This window comes from Pseudomonas sp. PME37.24/006 (assembly GCF_055556635.1).
On the sequence record NZ_JBVHNL010000224.1, the window covers coordinates 1 to 253 of the forward strand.

Annotated in this window: 1 pseudogene; it reads left to right on the top strand. The window is 59.7% G+C overall.

Features of this window, described 5'->3' with window-relative positions:
* Positions 1-210 (top strand): annotated as a pseudogene (locus tag ACZ3GY_RS24495) (ABC transporter substrate-binding protein); the annotation flags it as partial.
* Between the last annotated feature and the right edge of the window lie 43 nt (positions 211-253).

A 253-nucleotide genomic window follows, 5' to 3' on the forward strand; every position in this document is an offset into this window, starting at 1 on the left:
TCGCTCAAGACGATGCTGCCCTGGCAAATTGCCGCGGTCGAGGAAACGATCGCGACGTTGGGCGATCAGTGGTGGCCTTACGGAATCGAGAAGAACCGCCACGTACTCGAGACCTTCACGCGCTATCATCATGAGCAGGGTCTGTCGCCGCGCCAGCTGACGATCGAGGACATGTTCGCGCCGGAGACGTTCGCGGAGTTCAAGATCTGACGTGATGCAATCCGGGAAATGACGGGGCGGAGCATAAGCGGTG